General features: G+C 52.9%; 21 protein-coding genes and 2 pseudogenes. 13 read left to right on the top strand and 10 right to left on the bottom strand.

Annotation, left to right across the window (positions count from 1 at the left end; all coding sequences use genetic code 11):
• Positions 1–344: transposase (locus CFLAV_RS22510; protein ID WP_192812808.1), on the bottom strand; the 344-nt coding region annotated here is incomplete at its 3' end.
• Between the two features lie 1525 nt (positions 345–1869).
• Positions 1870–2052 (bottom strand): hypothetical protein, encoded by a 183-nt coding sequence (locus CFLAV_RS35135; RefSeq protein ID WP_150107545.1) that lies wholly within the window; start codon positions 2050–2052, stop codon positions 1870–1872.
• Positions 2053–3044: 992 nt separating this feature from the next.
• On the opposite strand from CFLAV_RS35135, the gene CFLAV_RS37990 reads away from it, so the two are divergent.
• The 8 genes from CFLAV_RS37990 (at position 3045) to CFLAV_RS22460 (ending at position 9193) form a co-directional block, all read left to right on the top strand.
• A complete protein-coding gene (locus CFLAV_RS37990) occupies positions 3045–3467 on the top strand; it encodes a DUF7919 family protein (RefSeq protein ID WP_160164639.1) in 423 nt (140 codons plus the stop codon).
• Positions 3468–3603: 136 nt separating this feature from the next.
• A complete protein-coding gene (locus tag CFLAV_RS22490; RefSeq protein WP_007417146.1) occupies positions 3604–3903 on the top strand; it encodes a hypothetical protein in 300 nt (99 codons plus the stop codon).
• A gap of 146 nt (positions 3904–4049) precedes the next feature.
• Positions 4050–4424 (top strand): hypothetical protein, encoded by a 375-nt coding sequence (locus CFLAV_RS22485; protein ID WP_007417145.1) that lies wholly within the window; start codon positions 4050–4052, stop codon positions 4422–4424.
• A gap of 147 nt (positions 4425–4571) precedes the next feature.
• Positions 4572–4784 (top strand): hypothetical protein, encoded by a 213-nt coding sequence (locus CFLAV_RS22480; RefSeq protein WP_007417144.1) that lies wholly within the window; start codon positions 4572–4574, stop codon positions 4782–4784.
• A gap of 664 nt (positions 4785–5448) precedes the next feature.
• The gene (locus CFLAV_RS22475; RefSeq protein ID WP_150107544.1) at positions 5449–7674 is read left to right on the top strand and encodes an immunoglobulin domain-containing protein; all 2226 of its coding nucleotides are present in this window, start codon (positions 5449–5451) and stop codon (positions 7672–7674) included.
• A gap of 123 nt (positions 7675–7797) precedes the next feature.
• Positions 7798–8091, top strand: coding sequence for a hypothetical protein (locus CFLAV_RS22470; RefSeq protein WP_007417142.1), 294 nt, complete (start codon positions 7798–7800; stop codon positions 8089–8091).
• Between the two features lie 70 nt (positions 8092–8161).
• Complete coding sequence (locus CFLAV_RS22465) at positions 8162–8650, top strand: DUF4126 family protein (protein ID WP_007417141.1); 489 nt, start codon at positions 8162–8164, stop codon at positions 8648–8650.
• A 111-nt stretch (positions 8651–8761) separates the two neighbouring features.
• Positions 8762–9193: a YidH family protein gene (locus tag CFLAV_RS22460; protein WP_007417140.1), complete on the top strand. Its 432-nt coding sequence runs from the start codon at positions 8762–8764 to the stop codon at positions 9191–9193.
• A 28-nt stretch (positions 9194–9221) separates the two neighbouring features.
• Here the strand turns inward: CFLAV_RS22460 and CFLAV_RS22455 are convergent, their stop codons facing one another.
• The 8 genes and pseudogenes from CFLAV_RS22455 to CFLAV_RS22425 all read right to left on the bottom strand — a co-directional run bounded on the left by CFLAV_RS22455 (position 9222) and on the right by CFLAV_RS22425 (position 19205).
• Positions 9222–10886: a peptidoglycan DD-metalloendopeptidase family protein gene (locus CFLAV_RS22455; protein ID WP_007417139.1), complete on the bottom strand. Its 1665-nt coding sequence runs from the start codon at positions 10884–10886 to the stop codon at positions 9222–9224.
• A complete protein-coding gene (locus CFLAV_RS35130) occupies positions 10876–11190 on the bottom strand; it encodes a hypothetical protein (RefSeq protein ID WP_007417138.1) in 315 nt (104 codons plus the stop codon). Before CFLAV_RS35130 ends, CFLAV_RS22455 begins: the two co-directional genes overlap by 11 nt.
• An 86-nt stretch (positions 11191–11276) precedes the next feature.
• A pseudogene (locus tag CFLAV_RS37695) lies at positions 11277–12713 on the bottom strand (efflux transporter outer membrane subunit); the annotation flags it as partial.
• Positions 12714–12806: 93 nt separating this feature from the next.
• Positions 12807–15951: pseudogene (locus CFLAV_RS37690) on the bottom strand (efflux RND transporter permease subunit); the annotation flags it as partial.
• 36 nt (positions 15952–15987) lie between these two features.
• Positions 15988–17121: an efflux RND transporter periplasmic adaptor subunit gene (locus tag CFLAV_RS22440; protein WP_160164638.1), complete on the bottom strand. Its 1134-nt coding sequence runs from the start codon at positions 17119–17121 to the stop codon at positions 15988–15990.
• A 93-nt stretch (positions 17122–17214) separates the two neighbouring features.
• Positions 17215–17481: a hypothetical protein gene (locus CFLAV_RS22435; RefSeq protein ID WP_007417134.1), complete on the bottom strand. Its 267-nt coding sequence runs from the start codon at positions 17479–17481 to the stop codon at positions 17215–17217.
• 50 nt (positions 17482–17531) lie between these two features.
• Positions 17532–18146, bottom strand: coding sequence for a TetR/AcrR family transcriptional regulator (locus CFLAV_RS22430; protein ID WP_007417133.1), 615 nt, complete (start codon positions 18144–18146; stop codon positions 17532–17534).
• A 255-nt stretch (positions 18147–18401) separates the two neighbouring features.
• Positions 18402–19205, bottom strand: coding sequence for a glycosyltransferase family 2 protein (locus tag CFLAV_RS22425; protein ID WP_007417132.1), 804 nt, complete (start codon positions 19203–19205; stop codon positions 18402–18404).
• A gap of 516 nt (positions 19206–19721) precedes the next feature.
• Between CFLAV_RS22425 and CFLAV_RS22420 the strand changes: the two genes are divergently transcribed.
• The 5 genes from CFLAV_RS22420 to feoB all read left to right on the top strand — a co-directional run bounded on the left by CFLAV_RS22420 (position 19722) and on the right by feoB (position 24931).
• The gene (locus CFLAV_RS22420; protein WP_007417131.1) at positions 19722–20885 is read left to right on the top strand and encodes a PEP-CTERM sorting domain-containing protein; all 1164 of its coding nucleotides are present in this window, start codon (positions 19722–19724) and stop codon (positions 20883–20885) included.
• Between the two features lie 205 nt (positions 20886–21090).
• Entirely contained in the window at positions 21091–21933 is an 843-nt protein-coding gene (locus CFLAV_RS22415) for a type II secretion system protein (protein WP_040549797.1), read from the top strand.
• 133 nt (positions 21934–22066) lie between these two features.
• On the top strand, positions 22067–22354 hold the full coding sequence (locus CFLAV_RS22410) for a FeoA family protein (RefSeq protein WP_160164637.1): 288 nt from the start codon (positions 22067–22069) through the stop codon (positions 22352–22354).
• Positions 22355–22359: 5 nt separating this feature from the next.
• Positions 22360–22611: a FeoA family protein gene (locus CFLAV_RS22405; RefSeq protein WP_007417128.1), complete on the top strand. Its 252-nt coding sequence runs from the start codon at positions 22360–22362 to the stop codon at positions 22609–22611.
• Between the two features lie 19 nt (positions 22612–22630).
• A complete protein-coding gene (gene feoB, locus CFLAV_RS22400) occupies positions 22631–24931 on the top strand; it encodes a ferrous iron transport protein B (RefSeq protein WP_007417127.1) in 2301 nt (766 codons plus the stop codon).
• Positions 24932–25106 lie beyond the last annotated feature (175 nt).

The following is a 25106-nucleotide window of genomic DNA, read 5'->3' as shown; positions in this document are numbered from 1 at the left end:
CTTTGGTTATCACGCCAGAAACGCCAGAGACTGTTGTGATCAGGTTGAATCAGCCCAGTCAGCCAGAGCAGGGACAAGTGCTCCCGACAGGCTGCCTCCAGTTTGCGCGTGGAGCGAATGCGGTGAAAATAACCATAGAGCCAGATCTTGAGCAGCAGACTGGGCGCATACGGCGGACGGCCTTCGGTGGCTGAAGGCATGACGAAACCCAGCAATGACAAATCGAGCTGGTCGACAAACTCGCGCAGGAAGCGGGCCGGATGATCCTTGGGCACCCAGTCTTCCAAGGCTGGAGGGAAAATAAACTGCTGTCCGTAATCAGGAGCAATCGCGTGAGCCATCATTTTCTTGGACGCTCCCCCCAAAAAACACATTCAAGTTTTGAGACAGTCTCTCTGTGGGCGCCCATACTTGGCCAAGGATTTCAACCCTCCATATCCCTCCATCCGCGTACGCGACCCACGACACCAATCCCAGCGCAAGCCATCAATTATTCGGTAGAAACAAGGGAACGCGCTGCGCCGCTTCCCAGACAAAGCCAGAGATAATAACTCACCTTCCGTCTCCACTCGCGTACGCGACCCACGATTCCAATCCAACCGCCAGGCTCGTTACATTGCGGTGGGGTGAGACTCCGTCGAACCCTAACAATGCCCGCGACTTTCAACCCTCCATTTACTCCAATACGCGTACGCACCAATCACTCCAATCCCCCTGCGCCAGCAATCAACCTTGCGCTGGTAAGGAACATCGCCCGTCTGGAAAGACTTGCGCCGCGCTCCCTGACCTCCCTCACGATTCAAACCAATTCATCGTGCCAATCGCGTAGGCGACCAACGATCCAACCCTCCGCGCCAGCCTCGTAGGTAGGGCTGCGGTGTCCCTACCGCGCCGCACTAACCTGGCCCACGGCTTTTATCACTCCATATGCCCCATCCGCGTACGCGACCCACGACACCAATCCCAGCGCAAGCCATCAATTATTCGGTAGATACCAGGAAACGCGCTGCGCCGCTTCCCAGACAAAGCCAGAGATAATAATCCACCTTTCGTCTCCACTCGCGAACGCGCTCCGCGATTCCATCCCCGCGCCAGCCTCGTAGGTAGGGCTGCGGTGTCCCTACCGCGCCGCACTAACCTAGCCCGCGACTCCAATCCCTCCATACGCCCCATCTGCGCACGCGGCCCAAGACTCCCATCGCCCGCGCCAGCAATCCTTTTTGGGGTAAGGATACGCTGCTGCGTGCTCCCTAACCACGTCAGCGACTCCACCAACCCCGACCGCACTATTCGCGCACGCGATCCACGACCACAAAACCATCCCCAACTCATCTTGCACACTCACCCCATCTTAAGGTCCAGCGGACCGGCATGTTTGTAGCCAACAGCCCTCCCAAAAATTTCTTCCCTTCGCTCGACGAGGCCAAATATCCTCCACCACCGAAACCGAAGGGACAAGGCCCCCAGTTCCCTTCACACGCCTCCACCCGCGTATGCGGCCAGCGACTCCAGACCATGCGCCACCAGTCAGTTAATCGGTAGGGCCGAGACTGGTGCCCGCGTGGAAACGCTCGAGCCCTGACAAGGCCCACGCCTCCATCCCCCCATCCTGAAAATCTTCCCCCTCGCTCGCGAGGCACTATTCAGAGGGCTGAAGGCCCGAAATATAGCAGCGTGGGGTGAAGCGCAAAAAGCGCGAAACCCCAGGTAACGAGTCTTCTCAAAAAACCTTCGGCCCCACAACGCCAACCTGCTCTGCCCACTCTAACCGAAGCCCACCACCACGCTAAAATGCTGCGCCAGTCACCAAATAACCGAAGTCCTTCCAAGCAGAGATGGCCAGACTCGAAGGAGTGTAGCGCAGAGGACTCATAAGCCTTTGGTCGCAGGTTCAATTCCTGCCTCTGGCACCACTTCAAAGAACAACAAAACCCGCATAATAAAGACTAAAACCCTCCTTGCACTTTTTTCCATCAATGGGAAGCAATCCAAAGCAATTGGAGCCAATAGGGCATTTTGTGGCAACCGCTGGCAACCGGGAAGTTTGGCCATATTGCAAATCGGTTGAATCCACCTTTTGCAGCCTTTGCAGATAAGAACCAACCACCCATTGGTTGAGCAGCAATCTGCTGGACAACGCTTTGCGTCCAGCGCAGATTGGAATCGTGAAACAACTTGAGAGATAGTCATGGGACGATATAGCACTCGAAATATTGTTCGTATATTGGAATTATTGCGACACGCGTCGCATATTGATTGTTAAGCATAACTACGTGCAAATCGATCCTACAACTTTGCGCCCATTTTTTGAGGCGTTAAACTCACCGGCTCCGGAAGCGAACTTGTTTCAATTGATAGTTGATCTAAAACATAAAGGAGCAACCGAAGAGCAGGCACGTGAGATATTATATGCCATCAGACCGCACCCCGACGGTTTTGATACTGACGATCCAAGAGATGAGGCGATTTGCAATGTCCTTGATTGTGTGGGCGGCTGGTGTCCCCCGAGTAATTATATTTTTGGCAGCCATTTTGATGAGAGAAATTTCAGGAAGATCGATGGGACTGATGTCTAACCATGCGCTGCAGCGAGTCGATGCGGTTGGGTCGTTAGGCCACAGAGATCATGGGCACTAGAACCACCCTAACTCTCCTTAGGCTCATCGGCATCGCTGTGCCCTTATTCGTGGTGATCGGCTCGAAGACGCACCGCACCGCATTCTTTGCTTGTGCCGCTGTTTCTGCATTTCTTGGCTTGGGACTTATGGCTTACGTTTGGTTTCGAGAAAATTCGCTGGCTGATAAATCTCCAAGCATTTCGAATCGAGCTGTAGTCACTATTTTCTGTGTGGTTGGTCTTTGGATTGTTTTTTTAGTCATTCGCTCATTAGCACGTTGAGAACTTATGATTTTGCATTTGTGGCCTAACACATCACTGGAGCCAACGCGGTTGGCCACTTTGGGTTCGCGACAAGTCGCGGATGGCTTGACGTCGCAGTTCCCGCGTGGCTCAGTTCTGGGTCGTTAGACCACATTCGAGCGTCATGTATTTTCCCGACCTTACTCCTTGCTCATACAACATTCCCGGGCGGCAGGGATTGAGTGTCGGTTGGCTGGACAAGGCGCATGGTTTTTCTCGCGGAGTTGTTCCGCCTGGATTTGTCGAGCGGCTGGTTGAGATTTGCAGCCGACCAGTTGTGCAGCACCGTGGATTTCATGTTTGTGAGTTCTGCGATTTCGCGCCAGACCCGACATTTGCGGTTCGGAGAGCAGCCGGAGCATTGAGTTCGTCAGTGATTCGCGTTGTCGGCCGCAGCGGCAAAGTTTATCATTCGCCAGCGATGATTAGCCACTACGTCAAGGCCCACGGTTATCGGCCACCGCACGAGTTCGTGGAGGCTGTAATGGAGCCAACGCGACTAAGCTTCCTTGCAGGCTTTCGATTTTGGTTTGCCCGACCGCGATGATGTGACAACGAATGATCGTGTCTGCGCTGGACAGGTGCTCGTGCACTTCTTAACCTTGTAAGTCATGAAGGATACCGGACCAATGCATCGCTCGCGGGCCGGATCGCTTAGCTTGGGTCGCTACGCAGCGTGACGCATGAAGACATTCGCCATCATTTTATTTGCCGTGATGCTCTGGTGGTTGTTTGTTGCCATTTTGTTTGCTCGTTATTACAACCAGCGTATCAAGCAGGAAGCCGAAAAGCCCGTTGCTGACATTCCGCAGCCAGACATTCCCCGGCCTCGCTGGCCGACTTGGAGAGAGGTTCTTGGTCGCCCGACTTTGTTTTTGATTATTCCGTATGTTGTGTCGCTTCACGCCTTTTTATTCGCATTGATTTGGCCGATGTTTTCAGTCCATCGAGTTTATTATCCTAAAGCACACAAGAAGAGATGACACGAACGCTGCCTAACACATCACGTTGCAGCGAACCCCCGCCAAGCTCTGCGATTTATGATGACCAATAACTTGAACATTTACAGCGCGTTCGATACTCACGGCCCGGCGGTCGCTGAGCCTAGTCGTTAGGCTGCACTACATACATGCGATACTTCGAGGACGCCAAACACATTTGGAAGACCCTTGTGCCAAAGTCTGGGCAGGCCGACACGGTTCAGGGTGAGTTGATTCGTGTGATCGAGCGGCTGCGTTGGGAGTCGCAGAATAACGGGAATGGGAATTGGGACGAGGGCTTCGAGCGGTTTTGTGATTTTTTGGAGCAGACATTGGCTGTCACGCCACCTTTCGATGAACAGGCGCTTCGGGAGATTCGTGCGGACGTTGTGCGGCTACGCGACTATGATCATCGGTATCTTGAAGACGATCTTTACGACCGGTTGTCGGATCGAGCAGTCGAGTTTCATCATTTCCTCGGTAGGCACGTTGCTCGGAAGCATGATCCACTTCAGCATCGGTAGAGGAATGCGGTCTGACCAGTGCACTGCAGCGAACCGCCGCCCCGCTGGGCAGTCGGACGGTTTAGATAATTTGTCAGCGACTCCTGCAGCCGACCGGGCGTTTCCGGCGGCGGTCGCTGAGCTTAGGTCGCTTCACACGCTACCACCATGAAGCAGTATGATGCTGTAAGAGTGGCAACGATTCGCGATGACCGGTTCGCCCGCGAACGCCCACAGTTTCAACGGCATCCGCAGGTCGGAGATGTCGGCACAATTCTGGAAGTTTACAGCGATGCATTCGAGGTCGAATGTTCCGACCCGAGCACTGGAGTCACCGTTTGGCTGGAGGCGATGTTTCCAGACGAGTTACAGAGCACATAGAGGAGTCAGGCCAAAGTAATGACACTTATTTGAGATAATTTTGCTTTTATTTGAGGCTGGGAAGAATCGCGATTAGTGTCGCTACTTTGATTTTAAGGGGCCATCCATTAGGGCATTGGGTCAAGGGATAAAAGGTATCTTTCCCAATTACTTTTTCTTTGGGTCTCTTATTCCAGCCTGGGAGCAGACTTTTCAATTCCAATTCGAACCCGTCATTTCAATTTTGATTCCGGATCCACCTCAATTGAAGTGATCCGCCCTTTTTGGTACGCTTCAAGCACACAAACCCAAAAAACTCAATCTTGAATTCTTGACAGAGCCCGCAAACTTCAACAGTTTACTTTGAAAAAATCATGATGTTCCCCTCGCCGCCCCTCCGCATTGCCTTGCTTTCAAAGGCCTTACATTTATCAGTGAAGTCCCTACCAGGTGTTCATCTGTTCTATCGCGCTGGTGCACCAAAGTAATACGTATAACGTCATTTTATTCTCACCACACCATGACACAAATTTCTCCCCGGTTATTCCTACGGCTGATCCTTCTTCTCGTGAGTTTGATTGTCCAGCGCGCGTTTGCAGTTCCGGATTTACGCTTTGATGTCGTCACGTTTTGTTGTGGTTGCACGAGTTCGAGCCAGAATTTGTGCCAGGAACACTTTGATCATATGAATTTTCCGAGTCCCAATGGCCATTACCTCGCCATGGGGAATGATGATCACCGCACAGAGCTGACAGCCAATGGGAACGTTCTGGCGATTTATTACAACACTTTGGACAAGACCTGGCCCACAAACGACGCAGCCACTGCCGCGGCGTCCATCAATCAATGGGTCATGAATAATTTTACCAACACCGGACCGAGACCTGATTGGATTGTGTTGAATGAGATCGCTTCGTCCACCTGGACTCCGAACCCAAGCTACCGCACGTGGATTCGGGACGTGGTCCATGCGCTCAAAACGACCTATGGCTATACGATTATTGTTTATGCGCCATACACAAATCCCGTTGGGACTGCGGCCGACTGGCAGGGATTGGCATCTGATGCTTATATCGGTATTGAGAATTACCTCAGCGGACAGGAAATCAGCGCGCAAAGTTTTTCGGTGAGCTGGTGTCAGGGTCAGTATTCGAGCAGTCTCGTCAATTATTCAAACTTCGGCGTCTCGCCAAATCGCCTCATTCTCGGCGAACATTTCGCTCAGTCGACCAACAGCACCGGGTTTGGGCGATCAGGAGTTTCTTCGAACAATTGGGACAGCGCGATCATTGCGCGAAGCCGCGGGGCCACAAACGTAGCCTTTGCCGGGTTCATCGGATATTCCTGGGGAGCCAATGGAATGAACGTGTCACAAGACGAAATGATTCATTTCGAAGATACCTATGCTACAAACCCGCTGCCGCGCAAAACCAGCGTGACCCTTCCATATATTATTGACCAACCGCTCAGCCAGTCGGCGGTATGGAAAACAAACGTGAGCTTCAGCGTCATGCCGGCTGGAAAAGCGCCTCTGGGCTATCAATGGCGATTGAACGGCGCTACGATTCCGGGCGCTACAAATCAAACGCTGACGCTCACCAATATCGGGGCTGCCAATGCGGGTGCTTATTCAGTCATGTTGAGCAACGTCGCAGGCACTACTCTCAGTTCGAATGCCGTGCTGACGATCTTCATGCCCGACGATCATTATCAATTGTCTAAACTGTGGAGCCTCGCTCCAGGCTCGGCCCCTTACGCCACTGGTTCCACAAATCTTTCCACTTCCCAAACTCCGTTGCAGCGGGGCATCGCGTACAACGCACTGTCGAACCAGGTTTATATTGTCAGCCGCAGTGGCGCAACGACTGGGTTGAATATCAACGTGCTGGATGGCAGCACAGGGATGTGGCTCTATTCATTGGACACCACTGGTATCAGCGGCGGTGCCATCGTGCTGCTGGAAATGATGGCGGCTGCTGACGGCGCTCTTTACGCCGCCAATCTGGATGTTTCTGGAGGCACCACGCCGTCGACATTTCGTCTTTATCGATGGACAAACTCCTCCCCCACCACAAAGCCGATTCAAGTTTTTCAAGGCGAACCCGCCGGGCAGGCAACGGCTTTCCGCTGGGGTGACGCGATGGATCTGCGCGGCACGGGCACGAACACACAACTGATTATCGACAGCCAATTGCTGGCTGGATCCGTGGGCGGTCCTTTTGCAGCAATCCTGACGCCGAGCAGCGGCGCGATGAACCAGTTCGTCACGACCGCCCTCACCGAACCCAACGGCTCGGGAAGTCTGGGGCGCAGCTTGCAGTTTGGCGCGGGAAATACGTTCTGGCAAAAACGCAAAGGCACAGCCCTGATGCAGTTAAGCTACGACCTGACCAATCACAACAGCACCCTCCTGATGAGTGTCACCAATCTTCCCGCGGCGCTCGGGCCGGTGGCAATTGATCTGGCGCGCGGTTTCCTGGCAGGATTGAGTTTTTCCGGCAACTCCACGCAGCCGGACGCCATCGAACTCTATGAGATTCAGGATTTGAGCAATCCGGTGCTGATTGCGCGCTACAATTTTCCGACTAACGAACTCGGCAATGCCAATTTCATCGGCCAGATCGTGATCAATGGGGACCGGCTCTATGCCTGCGATGGGAACAATGGTTTCCTTGCCTTCTCAATCATTCCGCCCGTGATTCCCAAACTCCATTTGAACCTCTCCAATGACATTATTTCTATCGCATGGACAAATTCCGTGTCCGGCTGGAACTTGCAGAAGACCATCAATCTCTCTGCCGCCAACAGCTGGACAAATTTTTCCCAACTCCCCGGCCAGGGGATGGGCACGCTAACAATCACTGATAGCGTAACACAAGGAAGCGTCTTCTATCGTTTGCGCAAACCATAGAAAATTCCTGCGTGCAAGCGGGCATGAAGGGGCGATCGTAACTATTGACCCCCATTGAATCCACCCATTCTCGAACTGGACAGAACCAAAAATTCTCGTACGGTTAGGAAAAGGAGATTCAAAATGAGAGCACTCATTCAGCCGAAACAACCTCGGGCCATAGAGGCCATGCCCCGGCAAATCACGCAGTTCCGCGCCAATAAAGGTGCCGTCGGCGCCCTCGCGGTTGGAGCCCTCGCCTTGGGTGCGTTCTCCATAGGAGCCCTGGCCATTGGTTTCCTGGCTGTCCGGCGTCTGGCCCTCGACAAGGCGCGCATTCGCTCCCTGAAAATCAAGGAACTCAGCGTCAAGCGTCTGCGTGTGGGTGAACTGATCGTCACCGACGCCCTGAGGACACCGGTAACAGCCGTCAAATAACCGGCTTTGCACTTTCGGCAAATTTCAACAAATCCACCAACCACCAGACCACGAGAACAGGAGTATTAAAATGAATACGAACTACATTTTCGTCATTGCACTCGGCATGGGAATCGTCGCCGGACTACGTTCCCTCACCGCCCCTGCTGTGACGAGTTGGGCTGCGCATCTCGGTTGGCTGAACCTGCACGGCACCGCCGTCGCGTTCATGGGGACCCTCGCGGCAGCGCTCATTTTCACGCTGCTGGCCGTCCTCGAATTTGTGACCGACCTCCTGCCCAAAACTCCGAGCCGCACCAAGCCCGGCCCCTTGACCGCGCGCATCATCATGGGCGCACTCTGCGGTGCCTGCATTTGCGCTGCTGCCGGTCAATCCCTGATCCTGGGTGCCGTGCTCGGTGGAATCGGTGCCATCATCGGAGCCTATTCCGGTTACCAGGCCCGCACCAAGCTCGTAAACCGTTTCCATGTAAAAGACGTCTTCGTCGCCATCCCCGAAGACATCGTCGCCATCGGCATTGCCTGCCTGCTCATCACATTTTCGTTGCGTGGAAGCTGAACCCTCTCAGCCAGGCCGGAATTTCCGCTCCGACGGTGAAAAGGAGCCTCCTGTTCATTCCGTATTTCCAAAAGCAAGCAGCGGGATTATCTTGCAAGTCAAAGGAGCGTTATGCCAGATACAAACGACCCATGCTCACACGAAAATGTGAACAACCACCTTGCCTGGATTCGCACCCGCATGGCCGCCGAACGCACCCTGGAATCCTGGATTCGCACCGCATCGGCCTTGATCGCGTTCGGATTCGCCATTGTGCAGTTCTTTGATCGGCTGAACCAGATGCAAGAGGTGGTGCCGCCCAGGAACCCGCATTTGTCCCGCAACATCGGTCTGGCTTTGATAGCGATCGGAACCACGGCATTGGGCATCGCCATCATGCAATACCAGAAGCTCGTGAATTATCTGCGGAGCGAACCCTTTCACTCCATCGCTCGAATCAAAGGCATGAGAAACCTCTATTCCAGCTTGATCGTCGCGATTTTCCTCTGCCTGGTCGGTCTTTTATGCATCGGCATCATCATAGCCAGAATGCCAGTCCGTTGATAGACCGCCCCATCGTCGCATGAAAATCCTATTGCAACCTTCTTGCCCGATAGAACCGTGCGGGCACATTCGTCTCATCCAGGAATTCCACCGTCGCATTGCTATTGACGATGTTCGTGTAGAATGACCAATCGAGCAGACTCAAACTCGTCGCCCGCTCCACCGCACTGGTCGATCCCACATCTCCGCTCAGCAATAAGTGCAGCTTCCCATCCGCCTGCAAACTCACACCAAAACGCGGAGGCGTCACATCCAACGTGTCCGCCACAAAGTTATCGAAATACGCCCCACGACCCGCCGGATAGCCGGTGAAATGCATCGAGTAGCCAATGCCAAATTGTCCCGAAGCAAACGTCGAATCCGTCGCCTCAATCAACACCTGCCCGTCCAACAGGTATTTAATTTTATTCCCCCGCGCTTCAATGCGCATCGTGTGCCATCCGCTTCCAGTGACATATGTTATCGTGGGTAAAAAATCCGTTACCGCCCCATCCACCAGTTTCGCAGCCCGCAAACGACCGTCATCCGCATCCCAGAGCAGCGCATAAGCATTCCCGGCTCCTTCAAACGTCGTGTCCAAACCGGCGAACCCATCGTCGCGCAAAAATATTCCATAGCGTTCGTAACCGCCATCACCAACCAGATAGGACGGGCGATAATTGAAATACACATCGCACTGCACATAATAATTTTTATGCCACGGCTTCCCCACCAACACCGATTCACTCGTCCCATCGCCGGCATTCGTGGCATCCGTCACAAACAACGCCTTTCCATCACCACCCGGCGACGCCGGACTGAACGTATTCACCACCGAGCGATTAAACTTCGGCCGACCAAACATCGACTTGCCCACACTGCTAAACGATTCCCGTATCGGAAAATTGTTATTCGGCAACGTCGCCAGGTTCAGATTCGGATTCGTCAATTGCGGATACACCACCATCCGAGCCGTCGGCTTCACCCAACCCCATGTCGCGGAAGCTCCCGGCAATGGGATGCGATAGTATCCGTTCGTGATTTGATCCGCCACGAAACGACCACCACCAAAAACAATCTGTCCGATCTGGTTGTTGGTATCATTCGCCCCCGAGAGGATGGCGTACTTGCTCGCGAGTTGCCCCAGTTGCGTGAAAGCCGCATTATCCGGCAACGCCTGAATCACCGTGCCGGCAAAAACTTCCTCCGCCTCCGTCGCCCTGATCCAACCCGATCGACACGAAGTATTATTGGGAATAAAAACTTGGTAATAACCCCGCTTCGGATAACTGCAGAAGTACAGCTGGTTTGAATAAGCAGTCGTAATCTGCGAACTGCTATCGAATCGATCTGTCCGAATCGGCGTGCTGGGTGCAGTCACTCGGATCACCCTGCCCACCTGCAATGTCCCCGTTGGATTGAAAACAATCGGGTATTTGAAGTGTGCGAAATAAAACGGGCATGTCTGCGCCCCGCCCCGGTATTCACTCTGGAAATGCACATGCTCCGTCGTGGAATTGCCTGTGTTATCTGAGAGCCCCACCGGATCCCCCACATTCAGATGCTGCCCCACGCTCACCGTCACCGCCAGCATGTGCGCATAAATCAGGTCAATGGATTCGCCATTCGGAGTCTTTCCATCCACCGCAATCTTCACATGATTGCCGTAATAATCCGCATGCGCATTCCTCGCATTCGTCGTCTCAATCTCCACCACCGTTCCCGCCGTCGCCGCGAAAAGCGGGCGTCCCCGTCTGCACCGAAAAGTCCGACCCAATGTGATCATTGTATGGATCTGGAGAAGCCCACGTGCTGCCCGACCAGCCTGTCCAATCTGCTATCGCAGTCGTGTTGGTCAGCAAATCCTTGAACGCCCTCGATGATGAACCCGTCTGAAACGGCAGCATCTCGTAAGGCCCCGGTGCCACCTGTGCCTGCACCGTGCCGCCGGGTATCAAATACAAAATGAGCGCAATGCAGAATGCCATTGCCCACGTTGAGCGGAAATTAGCCTTCATGAAAAGCCCCGCAGGTGTTTGTCCTGCGGGTTATTTCATGTTGCGCCCGACGACTCAACGGGGTCAAGTTGGAAGCAACCTATGTTTTACAGCGCCTTTTTCGCCGAAGCTGTCGTAACGCTCACCTGCTTGGCCTGCGGAACAACCATCGCCTCGGTCCAGCCACCACCCAACGCCTTGATCAACTGCACACTCGCCACGAGCCGTTGCCCGGCCAACTGCGCCCGTGCCCGCTCGGCCGTCAACGCCTCACGATCAGCATCCACCACGTCCAGGTAACTCACCAACCCCGAACGGTAACGTTCCGTTGCCAGATCAGCCGCTCGCTGGGCACTCGCCACCGCGCGATTCTGTGCCTCTGATTGTTTTGCCAGGTGATAAATTCCAGCCAGGCTGTTCTCCACATCCCCGAACGCCACCAGAACCTGCTGGCGATAAGTTGCAATAGCCTCCTGGTACGCCGCCTTGGAGCGACGATAATTTGCCTTGTTCCGGCCACCCGCAAAGATAGGCAGCGATATGCTCGGCCCGATGGACCACGTACGGCTCGACCAATTGAATAGTGTCTCAATGTCGCCGCTCAAATAGCCGCCGGAAGCAGTCAGGCTCACCACGGGAAAGAACGCCGCTTTCGCCACGCCAATCTGCGCGTTGGCCGATGCCAGGTTGCGTTCCGCTGTCGCCACATCCGGACGACGCTGCAACAAATCTGCCGGCAATCCGGCAGGAATCGTTGGCGGCTGTGGATTCCAGTTTGGCGCAGTACCCGCAGCCAGATGAAATTCTGATGGAATCTTTCCCACCAGAATCGCAATCGCATTTTCCAGCTCCGCCCTTCGCTTGGCCAATCCCGCCGCTTCCGCCTCGGCATTGGCCAACTCCGTTTCCGCACGCGCCATGTCCAACTCGCTTCCAATGCCACCCTCGTACCGGCCGTGCACCAATTGCACCTGCTCCTTGCGCAACTCCACCGTGCGCGCCACCGTCGCTATCTCCGCATCGAGCGAGCGCAGTCCGAAATAGTTCTGTGCGACGTCCGATTGTAACGTGAGCAGAACGCTGTAGTACGAAGCCAGACTCGCCGCCGCCTGGTCCCTCGCGCTCTCGAAGCCGCGACGCACCCTGCCCCACAAGTCGATCTCATAACTCAAGTCCAGCGGCACGCTAAATGAATTTGCCGTGATGGCGCCAAAACTCGGATCCTGGTTCGGCGAGAACCGCTGGCGAATAAAACTGGGGTCAAAGTTCAGCGATGGCAGCAGTTCCCCACGCGCCACTCGCGCCGTTGCCCGCGCCTGCTCCACCCGTGCCACCGCACCTTTTAAACCCTGATTGCCGGCTGACGCATTCTCCTCCAGTTCATTGAGCGTCGCGTCTTCATAAACCTCCCACCACTTGCCCTTCGGCAAATGGTCGAGCGGTTTCCCCTCCTTCCAATTCCCCAACTCCTCGGCTTTATATTCCTGCGGCACCGCGTTCGTCGGCCGCACATAATTCGGCCCCACTGCTGCCTTGGCACTCAACGCAACCATCGTGATCAACAGCACTGCAACCGTCTTCACCACGGCGCCATTCGATTCCAAAGGCCGCACATGCCCATCCTCCTTGGGAGCAGTCACGTTGGTTTTCTTACGTCCCAACTTCATGAGCACCACGTAAAAGACCGGCGTCAGAAATAATCCGAAGATGGTAACACCAATCATACCGCTAAACACCGCGATCCCCATCGCCTGGCGCATTTCAGAACCAGCGCCCTTTGCCACCACCAGCGGAAACACACCGGCAATGAAGGCAATGGATGTCATCAAGATCGGACGCAACCGCAACCGGCATGCCTCAATGGCAGCGTCGACCACCGACATTCCTTCGTGCTGTTTGTCCTTTGCAAACTCCACGATCAAAATCGCGTTCTTGCACGCTAAACCCACCAGCACAATCAAACCAATCTGCGTGAAGATGTTGTTATCGCTCCCCTTGAGCCACACCCCTGTAATGGCGAACAACAAACACATCGGCACAATCAAAATAATCGCGAGCGGCAGACGGAAGCTTTCATACTGTGCCGCCAGCACGAGGAACACGAGCAGAAGACAAAGCGGATAAACATATACCGCTGTGTTACCCGCAAGAATGCGTTGATACGTCAAATCAGTCCATTCATAGGTCATACCTTTCGGCAGATTCTCTCCCGCCAGTTTTGCAATCATCGCCTCAGCCTGGCCTGAGCTAAAGCCCTGTGCCGGCCCACCGCTGATTTCCGCTGCCGGATAGCCATTGTAGCGCATCGCGCGATCGGGACCATGAGTCTCTTTTACCTTTAACAATGTCCCGAGCGATACCATCTGTCCCTTGGCATTACGTGTCTTCAGCCGAACGATGTCCTCCGGATGTTCACGAAACTCCGCATCTGCCTGCGCAATCACCTGGAACGTCCGACCGAAACGATTGAAATCATTCACGTAAAGCGACCCGAGATAGATTTGCATCGTATCAAAAAGACTCGCGAGCGGAACGTCCTGAGCCTTCGCTTTAACGCGATCAATGTTCGCATCGATTTGCGGCACATTCACGGTGAAAGTGGAGTAAGTGCTATGGCTGTTTAGTTCCTTGCTCTGCCAGGCCTTGCCCAATACGCCCATTGTATTTTGGTACAAGGCATCGTAGCCAAGATCCGCGCGATCCTCCACATACAGCTTGAAGCCGTCCGAAGCCCCCAGGCCCATCACCGGCGGCGGCGGAAAGGCAAAAACCAACGCGTCCTTTATGGAGGAGAACTGCTGCTGCAACGCCCCCACAATCGCCATGCCACTCTTATCCTTTGTTGTGCGCTCCTCAAATGGCTTGAGTCCAAAGAACACAATTCCCGCATTGGGAGCTACGCTGAACCCGCTGATGCTCAAACCGGGAAACTGCACGGCATTTGCCACACCTGGAGTGTGCAATCCCATATCAGTCATCTTGCGAATGATATCGGTGGTGCGGTCCAGTGAAGAACCATCAGGCAATTGCGCGTAAGCAATCACATATTGCTTGTCCTGTGTCGGCACGAAACCGGTCGGCACCTTGTTGAAACCCCATCCCGTCAGGAACACCAAGCCCGCATAGAGAATCAATGCGATCGCACTCTTCCGGATCACCTGGCCTACGCCAGCGGAATACTTGATGCCAGTCCAGGCGAAGAAGCGGTTAAACGGATGGAAAAGCCATCCAAGGCCGCGATCCATGACACGTGAAACGATGTCTTTCCTCGCCCCATGCCCCTTCAATAACACCGCGCAAAGTGCCGGCGACAACGTCAGGGAGTTGAACGCCGAAATAACCGTTGAAATGGCGATGGTGATCGCGAACTGCTTGTAAAACTGCCCCGTCAACCCGCTGATGAATGCGGTCGGCACGAACACCGCACATAGCACCAACGCCGTGGCCACAATCGGCCCCGTCACTTCCGTCATCGCCTTTCTCGTGGCCTCAAGTGGTGACAATCCAAGCGCGATATTTCGCTCCACGTTCTCCACCACCACAATCGCATCATCCACCACGATACCGATGGCCAACACAAGGCCGAACAAGGAGAGCGCATTGATGCTGAATCCAAGCCCCAACATTACTGCGAATGTTCCAACTAACGAGACCGGCACCGCCACCAATGGAATGATCGATGCGCGCCACGTCTGCAGGAAGAGAATAACCACAATCACCACCAGCATGATGGCTTCGAGCAGCGTATGCAGCACCGCTTCAATGGAGTGCTTCACGAAAACCGTTGGATCATAAACCACGCTGTAATCAACACCCTCGGGAAAGTTCTTCTTCAACTCATCCATTGCCTTGCGAACATCGGTGGAAAGCTGAATCGCGTTGGCACCCGGAGATTGAAAAATCGGCAGCGCGACCGCCGTTTTATTGTCCAGCAACGAGCGCAATGCGTAACCTGCCGCCCCCAATTCAACCCGGCCCACATCTTTCAGCAGCGTTTTCTCGCCATGTGGTCCCGTCTTAACGATGATATTGCGGAACTCATCTTCATCAATCAAACGTCCCTTGGCGTTAATTTGCAATTCCAGTGCCACTGGCTTGCTCACCGGCTGTTGCCCGATGCCGCCGGCGGCGACCTGGACATTCTGCTCGCGAATGGCATTTACCACGTCGGTCGCCGTCATATTTCGCGCTGCAACTTTGTTGGGATCCAACCAAATACGAATCGCATAGTCGCCCGGACCCAAATACCTGCACCGACCCGGCACCCGGGATACGCGCCAGTACATCCTTCACCTGCAGCGTGGCATAATTGCGCAAATAAATTTCGTCATACCGGCCGCTTGGAGAAATGAGATGCACCACCATCGTCAAATCCGGCGATTGTTTAATCGTTGTCACGCCCAGGCGGCGCACTTCCTCCGGCAACTTTGGCAAGGCTTGCGAAACACGATTCTGCACCTGCACCTGCGCCTTATCCACGTCGGTTCCCAACGCAAACGTCACCGTCAGGGTCATGACCCCGTCCCCAGTTGCCTGGGAAAACATATACAACGAGTTCTCAACGCCATTGACCGCCTGCTCCAACGGCGCGGCCACGGTTTCAGAAATCGTCTTGGGATTGGCGCCCGGATATGTTGCCATCACCACAATGGTGGGTGGCACAATTTCCGGGTATTCACTGATCGGCAACCGGAACATCGATATCAAGCCGAGCAGGAAAATAATAATCGACAATACGCCGGCAAAGATCGGGCGCTTGATGAAAAAATGCGAAAAGTTCATGGCAGTTAGTTGTAGGTTTTAACCGTCTGCAGCCGATTAGCGTTGCGCCGTTTTCAATTCCGAAGCATTCGTGGCCGTTTCTTCCTTCGGTTCCACTGGTGCTCCCGGACGAACCTTTTGCAATCCGTTAACGACAATGCTTTCGCCCGCTTGCACGCCTGATCGCACAATGCGTTTGCCATCCACCAGAGGTCCCAGTTTCACGGCGCGATAAGCCACGGTATTTGAGGACGTCAATGACAGCACAAACTTTTGTCCCTGGTCCGTCCCGATCGATCGCTCCTCGATTAACGGAGCGGAATAACGCTCGCTCAACGGCACGCGAATCCTGGCAAACAATCCGGGCATGATCTTGCCATCCGGATTCGGAAACACTGCCCGCAACAAAATGCTCCCGGTATTAGGATCGAGATGATTGTCAAACGATTCGATTTTGCCCTTGTGCTGAAACCCTTCTTCATCCCCCAACTGCAATTCAATCGGCACCTCTCCCTCGAGCTTCTTCGAACGCTCAAGGTTGGTAAATTTGAGCAACGAATTCTCATCCACATCTGCATAAACATAGACGGGATCAACCGTCACCAAGGTGGTCAGCAATGTGTTCACACCGGAAATCCCGCTGACGAAATTGCCCTGGGTCACCAAGGCCCTGCTCACCCGTCCATCAATTGGGGCGCGAACTTCTGTGTAGTCCAAATCCAGCTTGGACGAATCACGCATTGCCTCGGCGGCGGCCAGAGCTGCCTTCGCTTCCTGAAACCGCGATTGACGCGCTTCTGCTTCCTCGGTTGAAATGGCTTTGCTGCTAAGCAATTGGCCGGTTCGTTTGGCTTCACGTTCCGCATTTTCGAAATGCGCCCTGGCCTGCTCGTACGATGCCTGCTTCTGATTGTAATCCGCCTGATACCACCGCGGATCGATGACGAACAACACATCTCCTTTCTTAACCATTTGGCCGGACTGGAATTTGACCTCCTGCATGTAACCTGAAACGCGTGGCCGTATTTCAACCGTCTCCACCGCCTCGGTCCGGCCGGTAAACTCGTCCCATTCGACGACTTCCTTCGCTTCCACTTTGGCTACCGTGACCTGCGGAATCGGCATCTGCTGCTGAGCCTGATTGTGTTCACAACCGGCGACCAGCAATCCTGCCCCTCCAACGGCTAACATAACGGTCGAAAAACGGAATAATTGATCACGCACCATAAATTTTCTGTAGTTAGGCTTTCTGAATTATAACGATGAATTGTATGTTGAATCGGCTTATCTGCGGACCAGCCCCTGATTGCTCTTCGCCACCGCCTGGACTTTCTCCATCGCCAGTGTGGGGAAAAATAAATGCGGAAACTCCGTTCCGCAGGCCAGGGCTTCGGCCTCGTTGATTGCTGCCCGTATGATTTCACCATGCAAAGCGATAACTTCGCGCAATTCGGACAACAGCGCCGCTTTGATTTGCGTGAGGATTTGGCGGCAGGAATTTAAACAACGGACATGAACAGGCGGTGTCGGGTTCTCAATTTCGTTACTCATAAAATTAGTATTTGACTGTTTAGTAAAGTTAACGGGCAAAAAAAATCTGTCTATACCACTAATGGTCTTTGCTCTGTGACTCCGAGAAGCTTAAAAACACCGGTGGGCACTTCCTTAAGAATTTCCACATCATTCTTGATGCGGGCCTGCGTTAACATCCCGTCGTAGTAAGCTTCAATCATGCGGGCGGTCGCAGCGGCGTCCGGAGCATGAATCTGCCCCTGCGCGTGGGCATCGCGGATGGCTGACTCAACATACTTTCCGTGATATTCCAATATCTCCTGGATCTTCGCGCGAAGTTTTTCATCCTGCGTGCTTACTTCAGTTCCAAGCGTACACAGTGGGCATCCCAACACAGAGCCATATTTCTGCCTGGCTTCGAGCTGGAATTGATAACAGGTGTCGCACAGACAACGAATCCGCTCCAAGGGAGGAACGGTCGGGGAAAAATTGGAATCTAGTTGTGCTTTTTTCGCTTTAAAATTCGCATCCAGGGCTGCAATCGCCAGATCGGACTTGGAATCGAAGAAATAGTAGAAACTTCCCTTTTTAACCCCCGCCTTTTCACAAATTTGATCAATCGTCGTGCTGCCATAGGACCCTGTCCAGATCAACTCTGAAACAGCTCCCATCAAACGTTCTTTGGCATCACTACAACGGCTCATGATTAATTCTTTAAATTTCTTCGCAGTGCTTTCGCTGCTCTTCAAGTGAACAATTACGCATGTTTACTAATTAGTCAACTATTATTCTACATCCTCATAATTAACTCCCAAAGCAAACTTCAGCATGTTGTCGATCATCACACCTCAACTGCTGCAAATCAATATAAACCCACATTCACACTGATCGTAAACACCCAATTCCGCCCTCTCATGCACCACAGCTCAGGATACTCCCGCATGCTCCAGGGCTCCCAATTAGGAACGTTGATTCGTTCCCAGGACCGGTTGGACCTCATTTTCCAGCTTGACTGTCTGCTTGGGAAAAAGCGCTGAGCTTTTAATTCCCCACTTCGACAGGCGGTAACCCAGCCCGGTTCCCAGACAACCGAAACCATATTTAATACTGCGCCGAAGATTAATCGATGAAGCCTCCGCAAAATACTTCGTAGGACAACTCACCTCTCCGATGGTGTAGCCATACCAAAAAATCTGCGCCAACATTTGGTTATCAAAAACGAAGTCGTCAGAATTCCTGCTCGTATCAACTTTTTCCAGCAGTTCTCGCGAGAAAGCGCGATAACCGGTGTGATATTCCGAGAGCTTGGCTCCCAATAAAATATTCTCCGCCAGTGTCAGAAATCGATTCGCCACGTATTTCCAAAGCGGCATACCCCCCTTAAGCGCATAGTTACCCAAAATACGACTTCCCAGCACGCAGGGATGCAGGCCATTGCCAATGATTGAAACCATGGCCGGAATCAACTTCGGCGTGTATTGGTAATCGGGGTGTATCATGATTACAATATCCGCCCCCGCCTCCAGTGCGAGTCGATAGCATGTCTTCTGATTCCCGCCATAACCCTTGTTCACTTCGTGGACATGCACCCTAATTCCGGGAAGTGTCTTCGCCACCGCCACCGTGTCGTCCTTGCTTTTGTCATCCACCAGGATAATTCCGTCCACCACCCCCTGGTCCATCACCTCGTGATAGGTGCGACGCAAAGTTTTGGCGGCATTGTAAGCCGGCATGACTACGATGACTTTTTTATTTTGAAACATGACGATTCCGTTCCATTAAAGTGGACGCAGGGCAAAAACCGAAACAGATTGCCCACCCCGCCCCAGATTTGCCTGAGAAAATGCACAATCACCTAGTGGTTGAGAAGCTTAAAAATATAATACACGTTCGGCACTTAGTGTCCCGACATTAGAGACACGATAGTGTCATGCAAATGGACATAGTATTTCTAGGTCAATAAGGTCATTAGGATTTCCAATACAAGATTCATTAGGATTTCCAATACAGGGCTTGCCAGATTTAAGTACTTACTACATGAACATGTAATGGTTCCACTGATTCAGATTTTGGCACGCTGATTGCGATCAAAACGGGAAAGCTGGTTCTAATTGACGGTTAATTAAGCGGAATTCTTTGAGTCAGCAGGCGGAAATGGGATTTCTGGAGCAAGTATTGCTTCCGTGAGATGCCATGTGTGATCTGAAAAACATTTCCGTGGAAGTCCTTATTAGTGAAGTAGAAAACTGGCACGAATGGTCCGAAACAGAAGCAACTAAATGAACAACAAATCATCATTACGCTCTTCAAAGCAAAAAGCCGGCTCAGCCGCAGTTGTCACCGCATTAACGCTGGCGATAGTGCCAGCAGCCATGGCTGATACGACCTGGATCAGTACTTCCAGCACTGCCTGGGCGACCACTGGAAATTGGACTGGCGGTGTGCTGCCAAGTGCTGGCGCAACCACACTGGCGATTTATGCAGACAGCTCAACGATTCAGCACTCAGTAGATTTAGGCGGCTTTGGGCGAGTCGCAACCGGCATAAGGTTTGATGCCTTCTCAGGTGGCTCTGGTTTCGTTTTTAGCAGCAGTTCCAATCCTGGCCCAGGATGGTTCCTGCGGGCGGGAGGCACGGCCAATGGCATCATTAATAATGATGACAATACTCAGACCTTCAACGTGCCAATGAAACTCACCACTAGTGCTGGTGGTGTAGGAGCAGGCGCTGCAATGACTTTCAATGCAGCGGGAGGTAACCTGCTCTTCAACGGCGTTAACCAGTCCTCAGCCCCTTGGACCATCAACCTCAATGGTGCTTCCGCCCTTACCCTCACTGCTGCGGCGGGAAAGACGATCACAATTGGAACAACAAGCGGTGGTCAGATTGTCAATACAAACACAGGTACCTTCTCGGGATTGATTAAAAACGGGGCAGGCAAACTTGTTCTTGGTGGCACAGCTGCAAATACATTCGTTGGAACAAATGTCATTCAACAGGGCACCATAACCGCCGCGAAGGTGGATGCATTGGGATCCGGCAATGCTTTAAAGGTTACCGGCACATCGACTTTTGAAACTGGAGGCTTAAACCAGCACATTGGCCCAATGGATTTGCAAGGTAACCTTACGATTGACCTGGCTAACAGCGGTACCGTTTCTATTGATGACAGTAAAGCCTTTGATTGGACCAGTTTTAACCTTACAATCATCAATTTCACTCTCGGTTCGAGCACTCTTCAGTTCGGCACAGACAATACCGGCTTTACCCAAGCACAACTGGACGATATCGTCTTCGCTGACTTTGGCAATGCTCACGGTCAGATTGATGCGACCGGTCTTGTCACTCCTGTGCCTGTTCCTGAGCCTTCCACTCTGGCACTCGGACTGTTCGGCGGCATCGGTATGATGTTCCTGTTCCGTCGTGTCCGTGGTGAGAAGTGATCTTGATTATCACATATTAAACAAAAGAGGCCTTCAGCGATGAAGACCTCTTTTTTTCTTGTTGCCACCTGATTTGAGCCATAAGAAGCACTTACAACTAATTGACCTCTCATTTGCAAACTGCTAATGCTATTACACAAACTGCGTACTGTGCGTTTCGATGCACAGGCTTGTAGTTGAAAATTCGTTACTCCATATTGCCTTTATGAAACACGCTCGAGTCCGGCCCGGTTTTGCATACCGCGCGTTTACGCTGATCGAACTCCTTGTAGTTATTGCCATTATCGCGATTCTTGCGGGGCTCCTCTTGCCTGCGCTTGCCAAAGCAAAACTGAAGGCGCAGCGAACTGCGTGCACAAGTAACATGCGGCAGTTGGGATTAGCCTTTGTGATGTATGCCGACGATAGCGGAGGCTTTATTGCTCCTGCATACCCGATCGGCACTTCTCCTCTCACTCCTACTACTGGCGTAAACCCTTATACCTGGTGTCCCGGCAATTGTGCTGCGTCGGGCCCCAACGCTACATATGGCCCACCACCCCTCTATGATGGCACCAATCAATATGCGTTGGAACAAGGCAAGTTCTGGCCCTATGTGAAGAGTGCCGGAGTATATCATTGTCCAGCAGATAAAAATAATTGGAGGGGTGTACCAGTCTTGCGCAGTTTGTCCATGAATGGTTGGGTGGGCGGCATAGCATACGGTGAAGGAGGAAATCCCAGTTACTGGCAATCCCCATCCGGTCTGACTCATACGTTTTTTACGAAAAGCATCCAAATCACCAAACCCTCGGAGACATGGGTATTGATAGATGAGGACACCAGCAGCATCAATGACGGCATGTTCCTGGTTGATCTAACTGGTGCCAAATTTCTCGATGCTCCTACACGGCGCCACGCCAATGCGTTCTCCTGGAATTTCGCGGATGGCCATGCCGAGATATTCAAAATGAATGATACCAATACCACTGCTCAATGGACTTCCCCCAGTGGGATTGGCACACCCAATATTGACTTGCAGAAAATCATCAGGTTTACGACATATTAACTGATTGTTCTCCGAGTCGCGAACCGATGCTTGGTTGTGCAGGTTTTATTGTTTGCTTTCGGTCGTTTCGATTCAAATTCCTTCTTGCAACTAAGTCTCAATTGGCATAACTTGCTTCCCAGTGAACGGATCTGTGCAATCATCGAACGTCGTTCGGGAAGGTCAATGTGCCCAACCCTCCATCTGCCCGCTCAGCCGGGTTCAGGCAGGCACAGTCGTTTGCATCAAACAGCTTTCCGCTCCAGAAGAAATCACCGGTCGCCTGCGCGAAATGGGTTTCTGTGAGCAACAGACCATCAAACTGATCAGCCGCAACGGAAATCTAATCTGTCAGGTCTGCAATGCCCGTCTTGGAATCAGTTCGCAATTGGCTGAATCCATCATGGTTGAACCGGTTTCCTCACGTCTCAAAGTGGCTTAAGCCCTATGTCTGATGCCATCCAGCCGCTGACCTCGGTCGCTGTCGGAACCACGGCAACTGTCACGGATATAAAACTTCCTTCTACCAGTCGCCCCCGATTGATGGAAATGGGATTACTCGTAGGCACTCCCGTCGAACTCGTCCGCTTTGCGCCGCTCGGTGATCCCGTGGAAATTAAAGTCCGTGGATATCATTTGACCTTGCGCAAACACGAGGCGGACCAGATCTGGGTAAAACCTTTGGCTCCCAAGCCTTGAACCCTGCACTCCCCAGCCAATGAGTTCAGGACCTGCCAACACGGATGAAGGGGTATCTCGTCAATCAAACGAACCACCCGGTTTGGGCGATCAACGTCCGGCGGCTGCGTCTGAAAACTACGTCATTCTCACTGGAAATCCAAATTGCGGAAAGACCACTATATTTAATGCCCTTACCGGTCTGCGGGCCAAAGTAGGGAATTATGCCGGCGTCACTGTGGAACGCAAGGAGGGGCGTCTCATGGGAAGTCCGCCGGAAATGGGCATCAAGGTGCTGGACCTGCCGGGCACGTACAGCCTGAGTCCACAATCTCTGGATGAACAGGTCTCCCGCGATGTACTTTTGCATCGTCTGCCACAACTCCCGGCTCCTGCGTTGATTGTGATCGTGGTGGATGCGTCAAACCTGCAGCGTAATCTCTACTATGCAACCCAGGTTATTGAATTGGGCTACCCCACCCTCATCGCTTTAAACATGATCGATGTGGCTGAGAGCAACGGCCATCAGATTGATATCCAGGCGCTCGCCAAGTCCCTCGGAACTGCAGTAATTCCCCTGGTCGCAAGTTCCGGCAACGGCATTCCGGAAATGCGCGACCGAATACTTTCTTGTCTGCGCTCGAAGCCGCCAAAGACAACCCCCCGCCAATTCGCTGATCTGCCGGCATCCTTTTCGAAGGAAACGGCAGACATCGCTTCCCAGCTTGCCATTACTTTTCACGAGCATCGCACCCAGGCAACCGCTGAAGCCTTGCTTATTCTGAGTAATGAAAAGGCCATTGCCTCCAGTCTTGAACATTATCCTGCCCATATTCTTCAGGCCGTCGAAGCCGCACGCCAAAGATTGGATGCCGCACAGATCGATTGGCGGGGTGTTCCCATCGAAGCCCGTTATACGAGCGTCGCCAAAATTTATCAGGAAGTGGTGACGGAGACGCAACTCGATCAGGAAAGCTTCAGTGACAAACTCGATGCCATCCTGACCCACAAGGTGTGGGGCACTTTAATTTTCTTAGGGATCATGGCGCTGATGTTTCAAAGCATCTTCAGCTTTGCGCGCATCCCCATGGATGCCATTCAGGCCGGAGTCGATTGGTTTGGGGGATGGGTAGGCCGCTCGATCCCTGCCGGGGATTTGAACAGTTTGTTGGTGGGCGGGATCATTGCCGGCGTTGGTGCCGTGATTGTTTTCCTGCCGCAAATTCTTTTGCTGTTTCTATTTATCGGGCTTCTGGAAGACACGGGCTACATGGCACGCGCTGCATTTTTAATGGATCGTTTGATGAGCAAGGTCGGGCTGCACGGCAAGAGCTTCATTCCCATGCTCAGCTCCTTCGCCTGCGCCATTCCAGGAATCATGGCCACACGGACGATAGAAAGCCCCAAAGACCGACTCGTCACTATCCTGGTCGCCCCCTTGATGAGTTGCTCTGCGAGATTGCCAGTTTACACCCTGCTCATCGCTGCCTGCATTCCCAATAAACGCTTCCTGGGATTCCTCCGGTTACCTGGCCTCACCATGCTATCCATGTACCTGCTTGGGATTGTCGTTGCTTTGCTGATGGCCTGGCTTTTCAAAAAGACTTTGCTCAAGGGCGAGACACCCATGCTTATTATGGAACTCCCGCCTTACAAACGGCCACTCGCCCGGGTCGTTCTCCGGCACATGTGGGATCGCTCGAGATTGTTCCTGCGCCGCGCGGGAACTGTCATTCTTGGCATCAACATACTGCTTTGGTTTTTGGCTACCTATCCGCGCAGTGCTGAGTTGAACCAAAAGTATGACCTGCAACGCCAGGCGATTCTCGCAGCAGTATCGAAGTCGCCAACCGACTCCAATGCAGCCACCGAAAAGCTCGCGGAGCTCGAGAAGGAAGAAAGCGGTGCCAAACTCCGTTACAGCTTTGCCGGACGCATGGGGCAATTTATCGAGCCGGCCATCGCACCACTGGGATTTGATTGGAAAATCGGCATCGGCATCGTTGCGTCCTTTGCGGCTCGTGAAGTTTTCGTAAGCACCATGTCAACGGTGTACAATCTTGGCAAGGCTGAAAGCTCAGAAAGCATCACGCCCAGTCTGGCGCAGACTTTAACGAAGCAGACACGTGCCGACGGCAAACCGATTTATACTCCTTTGACCGCCGTCGCCTTGATGGTCTTCTACGTCTTTGCTCTTCAATGCGTAAGCACAGTAGCCGTGGTTCGCCGCGAAACCAATTCCTGGAAATGGCCGGCGTTTCAATGGCTCTACATGGGAGCGCTTGCCTGGTTGCTTGCCTTCATTACATACCAAGGCGGGCGCCTGCTTGGTTGGGAATAAACTTTTTCATTCGCCGAAACGAGCCTGCTCCCTCACCGACCTGCTGCTGAACGATTGGTTCTTTCGCCTCAAATCTCTTACTCTACATAAATATGTTAGGGTGCTGGACTACTTGTGTCTTGACTTCCCCATAGCCGGTTTCTATAACAATAAAGTTCCCCGTAGTAAACGTTGC

It is taken from the genome of Pedosphaera parvula Ellin514 (assembly GCF_000172555.1).
Taxonomy (GTDB): domain Bacteria; phylum Verrucomicrobiota; class Verrucomicrobiia; order Limisphaerales; family Pedosphaeraceae; genus Pedosphaera.
The sequence above is the reverse complement of the archived record's forward strand: the minus strand, read 5'-3'. Positions and strand labels throughout refer to the sequence as shown.